The sequence below is a fragment of the Sphingobium jiangsuense genome, assembly GCF_014196495.1.
GTDB lineage: Bacteria > Pseudomonadota > Alphaproteobacteria > Sphingomonadales > Sphingomonadaceae > Sphingobium > Sphingobium jiangsuense.
The window spans coordinates 91,229-104,457 of the sequence record NZ_JACIDT010000011.1 but is presented as its reverse complement, the minus strand read 5'-3'; the positions used below and the strand labels follow the sequence as shown (position 1 = coordinate 104,457).

Sequence of the window (13,229 nt, the reverse complement as noted above, 5' to 3'; positions counted from 1 at the left end):
GACGCCGGAAGGCCGCCGTTTTTAGCACTGTTCAGGCGTTTTCGGCGTCCAACTGGTAGCGCTCCGCGACATGATTGTGGGGCGGAGTCTTGCCCACGGCGCGCATCGCCGCATGGGCGCGGTCGTGATCGGCGGGGTCGGCCAGCCGGGGAAGGCAGACCAGTTCCGACAGCTCCAGCCCCGCCAGCGACGCCTTGACCAGCACCGCCGGGTCCATGACCATTTCCGGCGGGAACTGGTCGAAAAAGCCGCTTTCCTCCGCGCCGCCCAGCCCGGTCCTCGTCAGCCCCGGCACCAGCGCCTGGAAGCGCAGCCCCTGCGAGGCCAGTTCCGCGTCGAGCACATGGGTGAACTGGACGACGAACGCCTTGGTCGCCGCATAGACGCTCGCGCCCGGCATGAAGTCGAAGGCGAAGCCCGACGCGATGTTGATGACCGTGCCGCCCCCGCGCGCCAGCATCGCCGGGATGGCGGCATGGGTGAGGCGCGTCAGCGCGAGCACGTTCACCGCGATCATCCGCTCATGCGTGTCGCGCTGCTGCTCGACGAACAGCGAAATGTCGCCGATCCCGGCATTGTTGATGAGGAAATCGACGTCGCCGCCCGCCTCGATCCGCGCCTCCACCCGGCGCAGGTCGGCAGGGTCGGCGAGATCGGCGGGAAACAGCTCCACAGCGACGCCGTGCGCCTCCTCCAGCCGCGCCGCCAGCGCCCGCAGCCGGTCGACGCGGCGCGCGACCAGCAGCAGGTCCCGCCCGCGCCGCGCCAGTTCCTCCGCATAGGCCGCGCCAATTCCCGATGATGCGCCGGTAACCAGAATCTTGCCCTGCTCCGCCATCGCGGCCTCCCTCTTGATGTAATATTATATTGAATGACGATATAATATACAATTGTGACGCCGAAGGAAAGACCTAAACCGGTGCGCGCAATCCGCTTGAGAAGTGCGGCAGAGGGACGCTAGTTAGGGGGATGAGCAGCCTGCACATCATGCCCGGCCACCTGATCCGCCGCCTGCAACAGATATCCGTATCGCTTTTCGCCGCACGGATGGCCGAGGCGGGGCTGGACCTCACATCGGTGCAATATGCCGCGATGGCAACGCTTCACGACCATCCGGGGCTGGACCAGGGGACGCTCGCCGGACTGATCGCCTATGATCGCGCAACCATCGGCGGCGTGGTCGACCGGCTGGCGCAGAAGGGGCTGGTGCTGCGCGAAACCAGCGCGAAGGACCGGCGCGCGCGCATCCTGACGCTGACCGCCGAGGGGGAAAGGGTGTTGGAATCCGCCACCCCCTGGGTGGAGCGGGTGCAGGAGGATATCGTCGCCTGCCTGTCGGAGGAGGAGCGCCGCACCTTCCACGCCCTGCTGCGCAAGACGACCGACGCGGGCAACGACCTCAGCCGCGCGCCGCTGCGGCGGCCCTGAGCGAAGGCGCCCGCTATCGCTGCTTGCGCCGGTCGTGCAGCAGCGCGACAAGGACCATCAGCGTGGCCGCCGCGAAGGGGATGGCATCGAACATGTTCATGCGTCGGACTCCGCTTGCGCCACGCCGGACACGGGGCCGGATACGGGGCCGGATACGGGGTTTCGCCCCGCCGCGTTGCGCGCCTTGCGCCAGATCGGCGTATATTCGGCCTTCGCCGTCAGCAGCGGCAGGAAATAGGCCGAATAGGCAGCGATCAGGATCAGGTTGAGGAAAAGCTCCTTCGGCCCGGTGTAGAGCTGGCGCGGCATCGCATCGACGAAGGTGTTGAGGTAGAAGATCGACAAGGTGGTCGGCATCTCCATCACCAGCGCGAGCGGCACATAGAGGTTGAGCAGCAGCAGCACGCCCACCGCCACCTCGACCAGCTTGATCCAGAAGAACAATCCCACATCGTCCAGCGCGGCGACGAAGGGCGCGGCGGGCGACAGGTGGATCGCCGCCGGGGGCACGAGGTGAAAGAAATAGTTGAGCCCCGACACCAGCGAATGGACGCCGAAGGCGATGCGCAGCCACAGGATCGCATAGGCGGTCCAGCCGGACCTGCCCCCGTCCGTTCCGAAGAAATCCCACATCCTCTTTCTCCCCTCCTCGCCTTTTCGCCGGCGTTCCCTCCAGGCGGTTCGACCGATTCGATTGCGCGATAATTGCATATTATATTGAATACTATAATCGGCCACGCAAGCGAAAAGCAGGGCTGGCGATACGGAAGGAGGCGCGGGACCTCCCCATCCATGCGGCCGAAATCCGGGAAACGGATAGACCGAATGGCACGGAAAACAGCCGGAAATGCGGATTTTTAAACATTATTGACTAACTATATTGGATACTATTAGAGTAGACACCTGCCCGCACCGTCTGCTGAGCGGCCGTGCCGGGCCAAACGAAGCAATCACGGGGAGAGGAAGTTGATATGCGATCGTTGAAAACCCCTATCCGCGCCAGCCTGAAAACGGGCGCCGCGACATTCGGCCTTGCCACCGCCATCATCGCCACCGGCGCCTTCGCGCAGGACGAAACCGCACTGGCCGATCCTTCCGCCAGGGGCGGAATAGCCGACATCATCGTCACCGCGCAGCGCTATGAACAGAGCCTGCAGGACACGCCGCTGTCGGTCGTCGCGCTCAATGGCGACCAACTCGCCGCCGCAGGCGTGGACAGCCTCGACAAGTTCGACACCTTCATTCCCAATGTCAGCATCGGCGGCACGATGGCGCAGGGCAACGCGATCGCCTCCTTCGCCATTCGCGGCATCGGCGGCGCGCCGTCGGGCTTCGTCACGCAGGAAGGCTCGGTCGGCGTCTATGTCGACGACATATTGTTCGCCCGCCCCAACGGCGCGCTGCTCGACCTGCTGGATGTGGAGCGGGTCGAGGTGCTGCGCGGGCCGCAGGGCACGCTGTTCGGCCGCAATACGGCGGGCGGCGCGATCCGCTACGTCACCAAGCGGCCGGATTTCGCCGCCGTGTCGGGCAATGTGCGCGCCGCGATCGGCAGCTATCAGCGCCGCGACCTGTCGGCCAACCTCAACCTGCCGCTGGCGGATACGCTGGCGGTCCGCTTCTCCGCCTCGCAGAAGAACCAGGACGGCTATGTCACGCGCATCATCGACGGCGACCGGCTGGGCGACCGGAACTCGACCGTGATGCGGGCGCAGGCGCGCTGGCAGCCGACGCCGCGCCTCGATATCGAACTGTCGGCCGACACCATCCGCACGCATGACGACGGATCGCCGACGGTCATTGCCCGCTATGAGCCGACCGACCTCTACCCGACGGCGCTCTATTGCGTCGCGGTCAGCCCGACCTGCAGCGCATCCAACGTGACGCGGGGCGCGCAGGCGCGCGCGCTGGCACCCGCCGGCGCATCGCCGTCGGGATATACCAACGCGGCGGCCGACCTCGCCTATTTCCTCGGCCAGGCGGGCGGCCGCTACGAGGTCTATGGCGGGCTGGTGCCCGACACCAACCGGTTCAAGTCCTACGGGCTGGCGGGCACCATCGCCTATGAGCTGAGCGACACGGTGACGGCCAAGTCGCTGACCGGCTACCGCGATCTCGACCAGACCCAGAACCAGGATTTCGACCGTTCGCCGCTGCCGCTCTATGGCCTTAACGAGCGGATCGGGATCGAATATTTCACGCAGGAATTCCAGTTCACCGGCCAGTCCTTCGCCGACCGGCTGAAATGGGTGGTCGGCGCCTTCTATTATTGGGACAAGGCGGAGGATTACCGGCGGCGGCTGGGGTCCGGCTCCAACAGCAACAGCGCCTATGCCGACGACGGCTCGCTCTTCGTCAATCCGGCCGACGGGATCGGGCTGGGCGAGTTGGAGCAGAAGTTCATCACGACGAAGAGCATCGCGCTGTTCGGGCAGGGCAGCTTTTCCATAACGGACGGGCTGGTCGCGACGCTGGGCCTGCGCTGGAACCGCGACACCAAGGAATATACCGCCTTCCGCGAGGGCCGCGGCCGCATCGGCGGGGTCGCGATGGCGCATACGGTGAAGGACAGCTGGTCCAACCTGTCGCCGCGCTTCGGCCTCGAATATCACTGGAACGACGATGTGATGACCTATGTGTCGGCGGCCAAGGGCTTCAAGGGCGGCGGCTTCAACGACACGGTGGAAACCAACTGCGTCGATCCGCAGGTCTGCGGGCTGTCCAGCTTCGCGCCGGAAAATCTGTGGACCTATGAGGTCGGCCTGCGCTCGGATCTGTTCGACCGCAAGCTGCGCTTCAACATCACCGGCTTCTACACCGATTACAAGGACCAGCAGATCCAGTATATCGATTCCGCGCCGCCGCCCACGCAGTTCACCGTCAACGGCGACGCCACGGTCAAGGGCGTGGAGGTGGAGCTGATGGCCGCGCCCATCGGCGGCCTGCTGTTGCGGGCGAGCGGCGGCTATGTCCACACCCGCTATAATGACGACATATTGGGCATCAATTCCGGCATCGTGCAGATCGCCCGGACCACGCCCTATTTCCGCAGCCCGAAATGGTCGTACAGTCTCGGCGCGAGCTATAGCGTACCGGTATCCGACGCCGGCGAAGCCTCGTTCGACCTGAACTGGGGGTGGAAGGACAGCCAGGCCAGCACCGCCTCGCCGACCAACATGGTGATGCTGCCGTCCTACGGGCTGCTCAACGGCCGGATCGAATATCGATCCAAGGCGGGATGGAGCATCGCGCTGACCGGCAACAACCTGCTGGACAAATATTATCTCACCGGCGGCTTCGACCCGGCGGGCCCCGCCTCGCTCGATTCCCCCGGCCTGGGCGCGGGCAGGCACGATGCGGTGTTCGGGTTCGAGATGCTGGATCTGGGGCGGCCGCGCGAGGTCGGGCTGGAACTGAACTACCGCTTCTGACGCGAAGCGGCGGGATCATGGAGCGGCGGTCCTTGCGGGCCGCCGTTCTTTTTGGGCGGTCATGCTGTTTTGTGAACTCGCCGCAATGAGTGACGGTGGGCAGAAGTGGACCTTCGCCTTCAATCGTCATGCTGAACTTGTTTCAGCTCCATCAAGCTGCTCAATCCGGGGAAATGGCCGCTGAGCCGAAGGCCAGCGCAGCCAACCAGGCTCAGGGTGACGATCGGGGCTATATCAGCCCTTCCCCACACCGCCCACACGGGCAACGTTCCTTCACGCGCCTCAGCGCGGCGCCAGTACCGCGAGGCTGCTCCACGGGATCAGCCATTGCCCGACCATGCCGACGATCCAGACCGTCGACGCGCCGCCGATCAGGATCGACGCCCAGCGCAGCACCGCCATCGCGCGCGGGCAGGACCAGCCGCGATCCGGCACCGCCGCGTCCGGCGTGGGGGTGAAGAGCTGCCGGTAATTGCCGAACCATTCGATCATCAGATGGCCCTGCATCAGGAACACCGCGCCGCCGAAGAAGATCATGTCGAGAAAGGCCGCCCACAAATTGGCGCCCGTCACCTGCCCTGCCGCGAACCCCACCGCCGCGCGGCCGAACGGAATGGCGTCGAGCAGGAAGGTCGTCATCAGGATCGGGAAGGCCACGACGAGGATCAGCACCGCGAACCGGTTCGCGAGCAGCGCCACCCCGACCAGAATCTCGACGATCTTGGCGGCGCTGAACATCCATCCGGTCGCGATCATCGCGGCGATCACCTGATGCTTCATCGGCCCGCCGACCGGATCGAGGATGTTGGGGAAGGGCAATATCCGAAACCACCAGTTCAACCCCGACAGCAGGCACTGCACCCCCAGCACCCAGCGGACGATGACCACCGCCCGCGCGCCGTCGATATGCGCGATGCGCGCCGCGTCAGACATCAGAAGGCTCCATGGCGGTTGGGCGAGGTTTCGGGCAGCGGCTGGAGCACGCTCCAATGCTCGACGATCTTGCCCTCCTTCACGCGGAACATGTCGACCGCCGCGATCCCCTTCGTTCCCGGCTGGCGGACGAGATGATGATGCACCGCCACCATGTCGCCCTCGGCGATAACATGCTTGATCGTGCGCGTCGGCCCCGCCTTGTCCCAGTCGAGGGCGGAAAGATGATCGATGATCGACTGCCGGTCGCCCGCGACATTGGGATCATGGTCGATCACGTCGGGCGAGAAATAGCGCTCCACCGCCTCTTTCGGCCTGCGTTCGTCGATGCCCATCTTCTCGAACGCCATCACGACCTCCTTCGGTGTCGCCTGGCTTTCCTCCACCGCGGCATAATGCGCCTTGCTGCGCGGTCCATAGTCGGACGTGAACCAGAAGGTCAGCGCGACCGGCGCCGCGATGCCCGCCGCTATGCACAAGCCATGCACCCATGCTCGCATCGTCTTTTCCTTTTATTCGATTGGGAGATCGGCCGGATCAGCGCTCGTCGCGGCGGCGGCCGAACAGCTGGCGCAGCCCCCGATCGGTCGGGTCGCCATTGTTCATCACCAGCATCGGCAGGAACTTGTCGAGATGGCCGAGCGCGATCAGACCGTTGAGCAGGATGATGATAACCCCGACCGCATGGCTCATCGCATCGTCATTGGCGACGAGGTTGAGATGCGCGATCGACAGGGTGACGGGAAAGGCCGCGACCGCTGCCAGCGGCACGAAGCGGTTGGCAAGCAGCAGCACGCCGGTCACGATCTCCAGCGCCTTCACCATCACGAACAGGCCCGAATGGTTGAGCGCGGCGATCAGCTCATGCGAGGTGGACGACGACCCCGACGGCCGGGGGAAGAATTCGAGCCAGTGATTGGCGCCATGGGCGAGGAACCAGCCGCCGAAGAAGAACTGCACCGCATAGATGAAGATGGTGAAGGCCCGCCCCTCGCGCCGCGCGCCCGGTTGCCGGGCGCCTGCCCCCATGGTCATGTCCGTCATTCGTTCCTCTCCTCATGTCCCCCGGCGCGCCGGTCGCTTCACCCGCGCTCACCCGGTCAGACTGTTATCGTCAGACTGTTATCACATATTGAATATTATATGAGTATACGATATCGATGCGGGACGCAAGCCCGGCCGGAATGCAGAAAAGCCCGGCCCGCGCGGCAATGCAAGGCCGGGATGGCCCGGCACGTCACGACAGGGGCGAGGGCGCCAGCCGCTGGCGCCGGAGATTGAAACCGAGCATCGCCAGCCCCAGCAAAATCGCGCCGACGAGGAAGAAGCCCCATGGCCCATGCTGGCCGATGGCGAACGGCCCGACGAACCCGCCGAACATCGCACCGGATCGGCCGACCATGCTGCCCAGCCCAATGCCGCTGGACCGGACATGGGGCGGGAACAGGCTCGACGCGCCGGTATAAAGGGCGGTGACCAAGCCGTTCATCGTCATGCCCAGCAAGGACAGCAGCATGATGCTGACCAGCGGAAGGGACTGGAGCAGGTCGGGCGCGGGCAGCGTCAGGCCCAGCAGCAGCGCGACCACTATCCCGCCGCCGATCAGGATGTTGGTCGTCAGCCTCTCGCCGCAGTTCATGATCAGCCAGCCGGTGGCCAGCACCCCGGCGATGCCCGCCAGGCTGAAGATGGAGATGGAGGTGGCGGCCAGCGCATGGGGATAGCCCGACGCGGTGAACATCGAGGGCAGCCAGCCGAGCACCAGGCTCATCGTCAGATAGCCGAAGAAGAAGGCGGCGAACAGGCCCGCGACCGCGACCCGCCGCTCCGCCGCGAAGATGGTGCCGAAGGCGGCGAAGAACGGCACGTCTCCCTGCCGCGACCGGAACGAGGGCGCCTCCAGCGCCAGCGCCTTGAGCAGCGCGGCGAGCTTCTGCTCGTTGCCGCCGCGCAACGCGAGGAAGGCCGGGGATTCGGGCAGGAAGAAGACCAGCAGGAGCACGATGGCGATCGGCGCCAGCCCGCAGGTCAGGAACAGCCCTTCCCAGCCGATCGCCGGAATCAGCCATTTCGCCAGCAACCCGGCCAGCGCGATGCCGATCGGCGGGCACACCATCGACAGCGCGACGCACAGGCCGCGCCGCTGGGCGGGCATGCTTTCGGTCACCAGCGCGAGCGCGGGCGGCACGCACCCGCCCAGCCCCAGCCCGGCGATGAAGCGCAACAGCACCAGTTGTTGCGGGTCGCGTGCCAGCGCCAGCAGCATCGTCATCGTCCCGAACAGCAGCGCCCCGGCGATGATGACCGGTTTCCGCCCCCAGCGGTCCGCCAGCATCCCCACCACCGGCGCGCCGACGAAGGACCCGGCATGCCCGGCCGCCATCGCCAGCCCGAACGCCGACAGCGGCAAGTTCCAGTCGCCGACGATCGCGGGCAGCGCGACGGCAATGATCTGCATGTCGACCCCGTCGAATATGAAGATGAGCTGCAACAGCACCAGCAGCTGAACCTGCTTGGGCGTCCAGCGGGCGCGGCCGGAACCGGCGTCAGCATGACTCACGGCTTCTCTCCTTGAACCTCTCGGCATATTTAGTATACCATCATGTTATACGATTTATTGTATATCGCTTTTTCCCCGGCGCAACCCCCAACCAGCCAGAGGCCCGATGCTGACCCGTAAAGAAATCATCCTGCTGGCCACCTTCGGCGCGATCGCGCCGCTGGCCATCGACATGTACCTGCCCGCCATGCCCGCTTTGGCGGCCAATCTGGGCATTTCGGCGCGGCTGGCCGGGCAGAGCGTCTCGGTGTTCCTGATCGGCATAGCGGCGGGGCAACTGGTGACGGGTCCGCTGTCGGACCGGCTGGGGCGGCGGCCGATGATCCTCTCCGGGCTGGCGTTGTTCACCCTCGCCTCGCTGGTCGCCGCGATGGCGACCGCCTTCCCCGTGCTGCTCGCCGCCCGCCTGTTCCAGGCGCTGGGCGCCTGCGCGGTGATGGTATCGGGCCGGGCGGTGGTGCGGGACCGGCTCGACGCGCGCGAATCGGCGCGCCTCTTTTCCCTGCTCGCGCTGATCGGCGGCATGGCGCCGGTGCTGGCGCCGATGATCGGCGCGGGGATCATCCAGTTCGGCGAATGGCGCCTCATCTTCCTCGTCATGGCCGCGTTCAGCCTGCTGACGCTGCTGTTCGCCTTTCCCGTCCTCACCGAAAGCCGCTCCGCCGCCACCGCCGCCAATGCTCGGTTCGAGCATCCTTTCCGCAGCTATGTCGCGCTGCTGCGCAACCGCCAGCTGCTCGGCTATCTCGCCACGGCGGCATGCAACAGCGCGGCCTTCTTCACCTATGTCGCCAATTCCGCGACGGTGCTGATCGACGGATACGGCATGACGCCGCGCGCCTTCAGCATCCTCTTCGCCGCCAATTCGGTCGGCCTCGTCTGCGCCAACCAGATCAACCGGAGGCTGCTCCGCACGCGCATGCCCGCGCAGGTGCTGCGCCTGTCGGCCCGCAACGCGCTGGTCTTCGCCTCCGCGCTGCTGCTGTTCGCCGCAACCGGTGCGGGCGGCCTGCCGGTGCTGGTCGGCCTGCTCTTCCTCGTCGTCGCCAGCATCGCGCCGGTGCAGGCGAACACGATGGCGGGGGGATTGGGCGTCGATCCTCTGCGCAGCGGCTCCACCGCCGCCCTGTTCGGGGCGACGACCTTCACCGCGGGCGCGATCGCCTCGTGGATCGCGGGCCTCGCCTATCGGGGCGACGGCGGCGGGCTTGCGGTCGTCGTCGCCTTCTGCCTCGTCGGCTCGGCGCTCGCGACCTTCCGGCTGGTCGCGCGCGAGCCCGATCCCCAGCCCGCCGAATGAGGAAAGGGCGGGATCGCCGCCGCGCCCCGCCCTTCCCCGCCGCATCGATGCATGGCCCGGCCGTCAGGCGGCCACCGCCTCGCCTTCCTCTTCCTTCTTCAGCCGCCGCACGATGTTCATGTAGCGCACCAGCGGCCCGTCCATCCCCAGCGTCATCATCGGCCGGTCGGGGGTCTTGTCGATGATCTGCTGCTGCGCCTCGATGATCGCCTCGTCCTCCTGGAACGCCTCGCAGGCGATGTCGAACACGCGCTGCTTCAGCTCGGCGCGGCGCGCCCATGGCCCCACCGCGAAGAACAGCTTGCAGCGGCCCGGCGCCACCGGGGTGACGACCTGCCCGACCGAGCGTTCCAGAATCGGATCCTCGGCGGGGATGCCGTCGGCGCCGCAGCGCTGCTGCACGCCCGGCGCGTAGCAGCGGGTCCGCAGCGTGAACACGCCCGGCACGTTCACCTCGTTGATGACCAGATCGTCGGACGGCATGTCCGGCACATAGGGGTTCTTCTGCCGCCCCACATGCCAGCGTTCGATGTGCACGCCGCGCGCCAGGCGGGTGGTCACCGCCTGATGCTCGCCCTCGATCTGCATCTGGATGGTCTTGCGGTCCCCGGCGCCGAAGGTCGCCTCATGCACATAGGGCGCGTGCGACACGTCGAGCAGATTGTCGATCAGCAGTTGCCCCTCGGCCGCGATGTCCAGATGCGACGCGGTGATCGCGAACTCCTCGCTGTCGGGGCCGATGAAATCGGGGATCAGCGACGGGTCGGCCAGCGCGGCGTCGCCCATCCAGACCCAGACGCCGCCATGGCGTTCCTCCACCAGATAGCTGCGCACGCACACCGACGGCGGGATGACCGGCTGGCCGGGCAGTTCGGTGCAGGCGCCGTCGGGGCCGAACATGATGCCATGATACATGCAGCGTATGTCGTCGCCCTCGCGCCGCCCCTTGGACAGCGGCGCGGCCCGATGGGGGCAGCGGTCCTCGAGCGCGACGGCCTTGCCGTGGCCGGTCACATACACCGCCAGCGGCTCGTTCAAGATGGTAACGGCATGGACTTGCCCATCGGCGAAGTCGCTCCGCCAACCGGCAAGATACCAGCAATTGCGTAAATACATGCGATCATCCCTCCATTGCGGAACCGCGCCGCCGCTCCCCGGCGGGCCATCCCTTCTCGTTCACAAGCATGGGCCAGTTCCGACCGGTATTTCCCGTCTCGCGCTGGCCCTCTCCCGACACGCCGTCCAGCGCCGCACGGGCATCCGGACTCATTATTGTTAGACTATATTGGATACTATATCCGTATGATGCGGAAATGTCACCCCCTCTGTTGAACGGGGTGCGAAGGGCGCGGCGATCAGGCCATCGGCAGGGCTTCCGACCGTCTCACCACATGCCGTTGCCGTTGGCGGCCGTTTCGGGAATCGGCTGCTTCACGTCCCAATGGGCGCTGATCCGGCCGTCCCGCACCCGGAAGATTTCCACATTGGCGGTGCGCATCCCATCGGCATAGCGCGTCAGCCGGTGCATCAGCACGAAGTCCCCTTCCGCGATGATCCGCACCGGCCCCATCACCAGTTTGGCAGCGGCGTCCTTGTCGAGCAGCCGTTCCAGAAAGGCCAGCGCGCCCGCTTTTCCGTCCGCTATGAGCGGGCTGTGCTGCCGGTAGTCGTCCGTCAGCATCCGGTCGACCGCCTCCCTCACCTGTCCGCCGCGCAGCATGCGGTCATAGGCGTCCACCACCTCCAGGCTCCGGCTGCGGGAGGCGGCGCTGTCGGGCAGGCCGCAGGCGGGCGCGGCGATCGTGTCGCGCAGCGCAAGCGCGGCGGCATGATCCTCGCCCTTGCCGCATCCCATGCCGTTGTCATGCGCCATTTCGGCGGGAATGGGCTGGATCACGTCCCAATGCTCGACGATCCTGCCGTTCGCCACGCGCCAGATATCGACGAACACCCGGCCCCTGTCGTCCGGCCCGGTAAAGGCATGGTGATGCAGGGCGAACAGATCGCCGTCGACCAGGATCATGTTGTTGACATTGGCCCAGCCCGCGCTGCTTCCCGCGCGCTGCTCCAGCTGCGCGAAATAGGCGCGATGCCCCGCCAGCCCGTCCGCCATCATCGGGTTGTGCTGGATCAGATCCGGCGCGGCGAAATCGTCATAGGCGCGGCGGACATCGCGGTCCACGAACATGCGGCGCAGGAATTGCGTCGCGACAGCGCGGGTCGCCTCGGTCCGCGCGCGATGGTCGCTCTCCGCCCCGGCTTGCGCGTGGAGGGGCAGGAGCGGCACGGCCGCCGCCCCGACCGCCAGCGCCGCCAACGCAAGCCCCGGCACGAGGCCCCGCAGCCGCCCGATCATGACTTCAGGCCGTCGGCTTCGGCCCAGGGCAGCGGCTTCGACCATGGCAGCGCGGTCTTGTCCCAATGGGCGATGCTGAACCGGCGGAAGCGGAAGCCCTGCCCGGCGCGGACCAGTTCGCTGACGAAATAGCCCAGGCTGCGCACCGCATAGCCCTTCGCGCCGAGGTCATAGGCGAAATGCGTCGCATAGCTGTAGACCAGCCAGTTCGCGCCGTGGCAGCGATAGTGATGATGCGCCGCCTGATGCAGCCACAGCCCGTTTTCCCTCTCCCTTATGTCCAGCAGATAGGCGAACCAGTCGGCCATCGCCTTCTTGCCGCGATGCGGCTTGCCCATGCCGACGACGAGCGGGTCGTCCTCGACGAACAGCGAGAGGAAGAGCGCGACGTCGCTGCAATCATAGGACCAGACATAGCTGGTGAAGAGATCCTCGATCGCCGCCCGCTCCGCCAGCGAGGGGCCTTCGAGCGTTTCCCGCGCCGGGGCGCTGCCCGCCATCGCCGCCAGTGCGGCCGCGCCCAGCGGCAGCGCGGCCAGATGCCGGCGGCTGATCCCGGTTTCCTGCCCCCTGGGGGCCGCGTCATCCTCTTTCCTCATCCTCTCACCTCCGATAAATAGGATAATATTTTGTAGGCATTTTTCCGACTGCTGTCCATCCCCCCGGCGGACAGGCAGGATCAGGGCCGGCAGCGGCACCCCAGTCAGGGAATGACGATCGACGTGTCGGCCTTCACCCGGTCCAGCGCGACCAGCGTGCGGAAGCTCGCCACCCATTCATGGTCGGAAAAGAGGCTGCGGGTCAGCGCTTCGTAGGAGCGCATGTCCTGCGTCAGGATCACCAGCACGAAGCTGGTGCCGCCGGTGGTGTAATAGCATTGCTGCACCTCCGGCGTGGCGCGGAACAGCGCCTTGGCGCGGTCGATGCTCGCCGTGCGCTCGTCGCGCAGGAAAACCTCCACGATCGCGGTAACGCTCACCGCCAGCGCATCGGGATCGACCAGCGCCACATTGCGGCGGATCACCCCGGCCTGCTCCATCGCCGCGATGCGCCGCTGCACGGCGGCGGCGGAAAGATGGACGGCCTCGGCGATCATCCGCTGCGGCGTCTTGTTGTCCTGCTGGACGATGCGGAGGATTTCGCGGTCGAACGAATCGAGCGGGCGGGCGGAAGGAAGAGGTCGCTTGGCCATCAGCGAGTTTTTGTTGCATTTTGCCCGCC

At 66.4% G+C, this 13,229-nt stretch carries 13 protein-coding genes; 3 read left to right on the top strand and 10 right to left on the bottom strand.

Translation table 11 applies throughout. The features are described 5' to 3' along the window. Positions 1–31 precede the first annotated feature (31 nt). A complete protein-coding gene (locus GGR43_RS15390) occupies positions 32–838 on the bottom strand; it encodes an SDR family NAD(P)-dependent oxidoreductase (RefSeq protein WP_188072872.1) in 807 nt (268 codons plus the stop codon). A gap of 131 nt (positions 839–969) precedes the next feature. Between GGR43_RS15390 and GGR43_RS15385 the strand changes: the two genes are divergently transcribed. Then, the gene (locus GGR43_RS15385; protein ID WP_223177473.1) at positions 970–1,428 is read left to right on the top strand and encodes a MarR family winged helix-turn-helix transcriptional regulator; all 459 of its coding nucleotides are present in this window, start codon (positions 970–972) and stop codon (positions 1,426–1,428) included. Between the two features lie 96 nt (positions 1,429–1,524). Here GGR43_RS15385 and GGR43_RS15380 read toward each other — a convergent pair whose 3' ends face one another. Continuing rightward, positions 1,525–2,061: a hypothetical protein gene (locus tag GGR43_RS15380; protein WP_188072871.1), complete on the bottom strand. Its 537-nt coding sequence runs from the start codon at positions 2,059–2,061 to the stop codon at positions 1,525–1,527. Positions 2,062–2,399: 338 nt separating this feature from the next. Between GGR43_RS15380 and GGR43_RS15375 the strand changes: the two genes are divergently transcribed. Beyond that, positions 2,400–4,859, top strand: coding sequence for a TonB-dependent receptor (locus GGR43_RS15375; protein WP_223177472.1), 2,460 nt, complete (start codon positions 2,400–2,402; stop codon positions 4,857–4,859). 282 nt (positions 4,860–5,141) lie between these two features. Here GGR43_RS15375 and GGR43_RS15370 read toward each other — a convergent pair whose 3' ends face one another. The 4 genes from GGR43_RS15370 to GGR43_RS15355 form a co-directional block, all read right to left on the bottom strand. Then, a complete protein-coding gene (locus GGR43_RS15370) occupies positions 5,142–5,792 on the bottom strand; it encodes a hypothetical protein (protein WP_188072869.1) in 651 nt (216 codons plus the stop codon). Beyond that, positions 5,792–6,292, bottom strand: coding sequence for a nuclear transport factor 2 family protein (locus GGR43_RS15365; protein ID WP_188072868.1), 501 nt, complete (start codon positions 6,290–6,292; stop codon positions 5,792–5,794). Before GGR43_RS15365 ends, GGR43_RS15370 begins: the two co-directional genes overlap by 1 nt. A 37-nt stretch (positions 6,293–6,329) precedes the next feature. Continuing rightward, the gene (locus GGR43_RS15360) at positions 6,330–6,836 is read right to left on the bottom strand and encodes a DoxX family membrane protein (protein ID WP_188072867.1); all 507 of its coding nucleotides are present in this window, start codon (positions 6,834–6,836) and stop codon (positions 6,330–6,332) included. A gap of 193 nt (positions 6,837–7,029) precedes the next feature. Next, a complete protein-coding gene (locus tag GGR43_RS15355) occupies positions 7,030–8,352 on the bottom strand; it encodes an MFS transporter (protein WP_188072866.1) in 1,323 nt (440 codons plus the stop codon). Between the two features lie 106 nt (positions 8,353–8,458). Here GGR43_RS15355 and GGR43_RS15350 point away from each other — a divergent pair, with 106 nt between their 5' ends. Continuing rightward, positions 8,459–9,652 (top strand): multidrug effflux MFS transporter, encoded by a 1,194-nt coding sequence (locus tag GGR43_RS15350; protein ID WP_188072865.1) that lies wholly within the window; start codon positions 8,459–8,461, stop codon positions 9,650–9,652. Between the two features lie 63 nt (positions 9,653–9,715). On the opposite strand, the gene GGR43_RS15345 is transcribed toward GGR43_RS15350, so the two are convergent. The 4 genes from GGR43_RS15345 to GGR43_RS15330 form a co-directional block, all read right to left on the bottom strand. Next, complete coding sequence (locus tag GGR43_RS15345; RefSeq protein ID WP_188072864.1) at positions 9,716–10,768, bottom strand: Rieske 2Fe-2S domain-containing protein; 1,053 nt, start codon at positions 10,766–10,768, stop codon at positions 9,716–9,718. 268 nt (positions 10,769–11,036) lie between these two features. After that, positions 11,037–12,008 carry a nuclear transport factor 2 family protein gene (locus GGR43_RS15340; protein ID WP_188072863.1) on the bottom strand — a complete coding sequence of 324 codons (972 nt, stop codon included), beginning with the start codon at positions 12,006–12,008 and terminating at the stop codon, positions 11,037–11,039. After that, complete coding sequence (locus tag GGR43_RS15335) at positions 12,005–12,607, bottom strand: nuclear transport factor 2 family protein (protein WP_188072862.1); 603 nt, start codon at positions 12,605–12,607, stop codon at positions 12,005–12,007. The genes GGR43_RS15340 and GGR43_RS15335 overlap by 4 nt, the downstream gene beginning before the upstream one ends. A gap of 104 nt (positions 12,608–12,711) precedes the next feature. Continuing rightward, positions 12,712–13,200 (bottom strand): Lrp/AsnC family transcriptional regulator, encoded by a 489-nt coding sequence (locus GGR43_RS15330; protein ID WP_188072861.1) that lies wholly within the window; start codon positions 13,198–13,200, stop codon positions 12,712–12,714. Positions 13,201–13,229: the final 29 nt, after the last annotated feature.